The following is a 4,950-nucleotide window of genomic DNA, read 5'->3' as shown; positions in this document are numbered from 1 at the left end:
TCATTGCTTATAACGAATGTGATAATCATGTCATTTAAGCTCACATGACATAACTGGAGACTGGTTGGGTTTGATAGAATAAACTTATTATGGAAAAGATGAAAAAATATTTGTTAATTGTGGCGATAGCTTTGCTATCGTTTGTCGGATTTGGGCTGAACGCACATGCTGCTGAGAAGCCAAATTATGTGATTACAACGGATGCGACTTATCCACCGTTTGATTTCCAAGATAAAAATGGACAATACACTGGTATTGACCAAGAAATCTTGAAAACGATTGCTGAGCGCGAAGGTTTTACCTACACGTTGAAGCCGATGAGCTTTAATTCTGCGACTCAGTCTGTTGCTTCAGATCAGGCGGATGCGGTGATGGCGGGGATGTCCATCACTGATGAACGTAAGAATGTTTTTGACTTTGGGACACCTTATTACCGTTCTGGTATTGGTTGGGCCGTTAAAAAAGGGTCAAACATCAAGTCACTAAAAGATTTGAAGGGCAAAACCGTTGCAATTAAGACAGGGACGTCTGGTGCAGACTATGCATTGTCAATCCAAAAAAAGTATGGCTTTAAAGTGGTCTATTTCAATGATTCAGACACCCTTTATAATGATGTGATTAATGATAATTCGCAAGCCACTTTCGGTGATTTGCCAGTCATTCAATATGCCGTTAAAAACGGAACAGCCTTAAAGGTGATGAATCCAAAGTCACCAATTCAAGCGGGTTGGTATGGCTTTGCCGTTAAGAAAGGTAAGAACGCGCAGTTACTTGCCGACTTCAATAAGGGCTTTGCAGCCATTAAAGAAGACGGGACTTACGATAAAATTGTAGCCAAGTATTTAGGGGCTAGTGCAGCAACCTTTACCGGTAGTAAGAAAGATAACAACACAGTTTGGGGCATTTTGAAGGCCAATAAGATGGCCTTCCTACTAGGCCTTTGGGATACGAGTGTGGTGTCGGGCTTTGGGATTGTGTTGGCCTCAATTTGGGGTATTATTTTAGGTGTCATGGGCGTGAGCCAAAATGGCTTTGTCCGTGGTATTTCAAGTACGATTATTTATATTTTCCGTGGTTTGCCGCTGATGGTCTTGGCCTTCTTTATTTACATTGGGTTGCCAGGGGTTATTGGTATGAAAATTCCGGCCGTAACGGCAGGAATTTTGACGCTGGTCTTAAACGAAGGCGCTTATACGGGTGCGTTCGTCCGTGGTGGCTTTGAAGCCGTTGATCGCGGCCAGATGGAAGCGGCGCGTTCCTTGGGCTTGCCATACAGCCGGGCAATGCGCCGGGTGATTATGCCACAAGGGATTCGGATTATGATCCCAAGTTTCATTAACCAATTTATTATTACTTTGAAGGATACATCAATTTTGTCAGCCATTGGTATCTTGGAATTGACACAAACAGGTAGTTTGATTGTGTCTCGTAATTCTCAAGGATTCCGCGTTTGGGCCATTGTCGCTGTGATATACTTAATTGTGATTACGTTACTCACATGGTTGAGTAATTGGGTAGAAAAGAGGATTCACGCATGAGTGATGCGCAAACAAAAGTAAAAGTCCATGTTGAAAATGTTAACAAGTCATATGGTGATAACCATGTCTTGCGAGATATTTCATTGGACGTTTCTGAAAATGAAGTGGTGGTTATGATTGGCCCTTCAGGATCAGGTAAGTCAACTTTCTTACGGATGTTGAATCAGTTAGAAACACCAGATAACGGCACGATCATTGTTGACGGCTTTAATATTTCTGATAAGGCAACAGACATTAACAAAGTGCGTGAAAATATTGGGATGGTTTTCCAAAACTTTAACCTCTTTAATAATTACACGGTACTTGAAAATATCATGTTGGCACCAGTTGAATTAGGCAAGTTAGACAAGGCAGCTGCCGAGAAGAAAGCCTGTGAATTACTTGAAACAGTTGGCTTGAGTGATAAAGCTGATATGTCAGTTAATTCATTATCTGGTGGTCAAAAGCAACGTATCGCCATTGCTCGTGCGTTGGCCATGTCACCAGATATTATGTTGTTTGATGAACCAACATCAGCCCTGGATCCAGAAATGGTCGGGGATGTGTTGAACGTCATGAAAGATTTAGCGGTTTCTGGGATGACGATGATTATCGTGACACACGAAATGGGCTTTGCAAAGCAAGTCGCCGATCGCGTGGTTTTCTTTGAATCAGGTAAGATTCAAGAATCTGGCACACCAGAAGAAGTCTTTAACGCACCTAAAAATCCACGTTTGCAAGAATTTTTGAGCAAAGTCATGCAAGCCTAATGGGTTTGATAGACATTCTCACAATTGCACGTGCAACAAACGATTGAAAAAGCCGACCGTTTGGTCGACTTTTTTGTAATGTAGGAAGAGAATTTTAATGATCATGTTAAAAAGATACATTTTAGGGCTGGCAACATTAGTCATGTTTTTTCTGATGACGCCAATCGCGTCAGCTGATAAACCACACTACACCATTACGACAGATGCAACCTATGCGCCGTTCACGTTTCAAGATAAAAATAATCGTTATGTCGGCATTGAACAAGACATGATGAAAGCCATTGCCGAACGAGAAGGGTTTACTTATACTATGAAGCCCATGAGCTTCAATTCTGCGGCGCAACTGGTCTCAAACGGACAAGCTGACGGAATTATTGCCGGTATGTCTATTACACCAGAACGGCGTCAAGTTTATGACTTTTCAACCCCTTATTACAAAACAGGGGTGGCTTGGATTGTTAAAAAGGGCAGCAAAATTAAATCACTGGCAGATTTAAAAGGGCAAACTGTGGCTTTAAAGACGGGAACGGCAGCGTCTGAATATGGCCTATCGCTACAGAAAAAATATGGTTTTCAGGTCAAATATTTCAACGATACCGATACTATGTATAATGATGTGGCAGTTGGTAATTCGGCGGCCACATTTGAAGATATGCCCGTCATTCAATATGCGATTAAAAATGGCATGGCCTTAAAGGTTATGAACCCAGATCAACCTGGTAACGCTGGGTCTTATGGTTTCGCAGTTGAAAAAGGCAAAAACAAAGCCCTCTTAGCAGCCTTTAATCGTGGTTTTGCTGCCATCAAAAAAGATGGCACGTACGATAAAATTGTGGCGAAGTATTTGGGTGCCCGGCAAGCAACGTTCTCTGGCACTAAAAGTGATAACAGCACTGTACTTGGGATTTTACGGACCAATAAGACAGCGCTGCTCAACGGTTTGTGGCAGACCATTGTGTTGACCGTGATTGCGATTATTTTTGCCTCAATCTGGGGTATTTTACTCGGTATCATGGGCGTGAGTCAATTTAGCTGGGTGCGGGGAATTGCAACCACAATTATTTACATTTTTCGTGGCCTACCATTGATGGTCTTAGCGTTCTTTATTTATATTGGGTTGCCTGGTTTAACTGGGGTGAAAATACCAGCCTTTACAGCGGGTATCATCACGCTGATTCTAAATGAAGGCGCTTATACAGGGGCGTTTGTTCGTGGTGGCTTTGAAGCTGTTAACCGTGGGCAAATGGAAGCTGCGCGGTCGTTGGGCTTGTCTTATAGTCAGGCCATGCGTCGGGTTGTGATGCCGCAGGGGCTGCGCATTATGGTGCCAAGTTTCATCAACCAATTCATTATTACCTTAAAAGATACGTCGATTCTATCAGCCATTGGGTTGCTCGAATTAACGCAGACAGGTTCTTTGATTGTGGCGCGTAATTCACAAGGTTTTCGTGTCTGGGCAATCATTGGAGTCATGTATCTCATTTTGATTACGTTGTTGACTTGGTTTAGTCGCTGGGTTGAAAAACGCATGACTGCAAAATAAACATCAAAAACACTTCCTATTCGTATGATGAATAGGAGGTGTTTTTTTGATGTTTATCGCACAAGACAAGCAAGGCACGTATGTGCAAGCTAATGTCGCTGGGACAACCGGTGAGTTTTACTGTCCTGGTTGTTTGGCACCGGTCTACTTACGTCAGGGAGAGATTAAGCAACCGCATTTTGCACATCGCGCGGGTGCGCAGTGCCACACTTTCTCAGACAATGAAACACCGCAACATTTAGCTGGGAAATTACAATTGGCAACTTACTGTCAAAAATTCGGGCAAGTCACTTTGGAAGCGGTTATTCCGGCTATCAACCAACGACCTGACATTTTAATCACCCGCGCACATCAGCGTATTGCCATTGAATATCAGTGTAGTCCAATCTCACAACAACGTTTAGATAAGCGGAATGCGGGCTACCGCCAACAGCACATTACCGTGATGTGGATTTTAGGCGCCACTTATTATCAGGCTAAAATGGCGCAACGCACGATTGTTAAATTTTTAGCCAATCAGCAGTTGTGCTTTTATTTACCTGATACGCAAAAATTTTATCACCGCGCCCATTTTGAAAAACCAGATTTTGGTCGGGTTAATTACAGTGAAATTGTCAGCACGCAGTTGTTGACAACAGTACCAAAGCACAAACAACGCAGCCTAGATGTGGTGCAACAAATTTACAAACTGCAACAACTCATCGCGCAAAAACGGGTGGATCAGCGCTTGATTACCTATCTTTATTTGCAACAACGTTTATTATTGCAGACACCGCTCTGGATTCATCTGGGGCAAACCTTTGGTCTGACGATCAGCAATTGGCAGTGGCGGTTACAGAGTGTGTTAGTGTTAGAAAAAATTGGCGTTGGCCATGTTTTGCATCAGTAGGTAATGCTGGCCAAACTAAAACCCTATGTTTTAGGGCATCCCACTTTTCAACAAGAACAAGTGATGGCATTATTGCAAGAAATGGTGGCGCAGCACTTTATTGTGCAGCGTGGTGCTTATTTCTTAGTTATTGAATTACCGGTGTGGTATGGGTCGTTGCGACAAAAATTAGGTCAAGTGAGAAAATAGTGATAAAATAAACTATGATATTTTAAGAAGGGAATGTCGGTG

General features: G+C 42.7%; 5 protein-coding genes. All 5 read left to right on the top strand.

Annotated features, from left to right (window positions below; translation table 11 throughout):
- Nucleotides 1-89: 89 nt before the first annotated feature.
- Nucleotides 90-1,538: an ABC transporter substrate-binding protein/permease gene (locus ACW12G_RS06180; RefSeq protein WP_455647526.1), complete on the top strand. Its 1,449-nt coding sequence runs from the start codon at nt 90-92 to the stop codon at nt 1,536-1,538.
- On the top strand, nt 1,535-2,287 hold the full coding sequence (locus ACW12G_RS06175; RefSeq protein WP_455647525.1) for an amino acid ABC transporter ATP-binding protein: 753 nt from the start codon (nt 1,535-1,537) through the stop codon (nt 2,285-2,287). Before ACW12G_RS06180 ends, ACW12G_RS06175 begins: the two co-directional genes overlap by 4 nt.
- Before the next feature lie 103 nt (nt 2,288-2,390).
- Nucleotides 2,391-3,830, top strand: a complete 1,440-nt coding sequence (locus ACW12G_RS06170) for an ABC transporter substrate-binding protein/permease (RefSeq protein ID WP_077283213.1) — start codon at nt 2,391-2,393, stop codon at nt 3,828-3,830.
- A 49-nt stretch (nt 3,831-3,879) separates the two neighbouring features.
- A complete protein-coding gene (locus ACW12G_RS06165) occupies nt 3,880-4,719 on the top strand; it encodes a competence protein CoiA (RefSeq protein ID WP_455647524.1) in 840 nt (279 codons plus the stop codon).
- 3 nt (nt 4,720-4,722) lie between these two features.
- Nucleotides 4,723-4,908, top strand: a complete 186-nt coding sequence (locus ACW12G_RS06160; protein WP_243129788.1) for a hypothetical protein — start codon at nt 4,723-4,725, stop codon at nt 4,906-4,908.
- The last annotated feature ends 42 nt before the right edge of the window (nt 4,909-4,950 follow it).

The organism is Leuconostoc sp. (assembly GCF_965300815.1).
Note: the sequence above shows the minus strand (reverse complement) of the source record. Positions and strands in the feature narration are given on the sequence as shown.

What these genes read in the sequence shown, in the direction of transcription:
- ACW12G_RS06160 (WP_243129788.1), top strand. Translation starts at nt 4,723, where the DNA reads ATGCTGGCCAAACTAAAACCCTATGTTTTAGGGCATCCCACTTTTCAA.
- ACW12G_RS06175 (WP_455647525.1), top strand. Translation starts at nt 1,535, where the DNA reads ATGAGTGATGCGCAAACAAAAGTAAAAGTCCATGTTGAAAATGTTAAC.
- ACW12G_RS06180 (WP_455647526.1), top strand. Translation starts at nt 90, where the DNA reads ATGGAAAAGATGAAAAAATATTTGTTAATTGTGGCGATAGCTTTGCTA.
- ACW12G_RS06170 (WP_077283213.1), top strand. Translation starts at nt 2,391, where the DNA reads ATGTTAAAAAGATACATTTTAGGGCTGGCAACATTAGTCATGTTTTTT.
- ACW12G_RS06165 (WP_455647524.1), top strand. Translation starts at nt 3,880, where the DNA reads ATGTTTATCGCACAAGACAAGCAAGGCACGTATGTGCAAGCTAATGTC.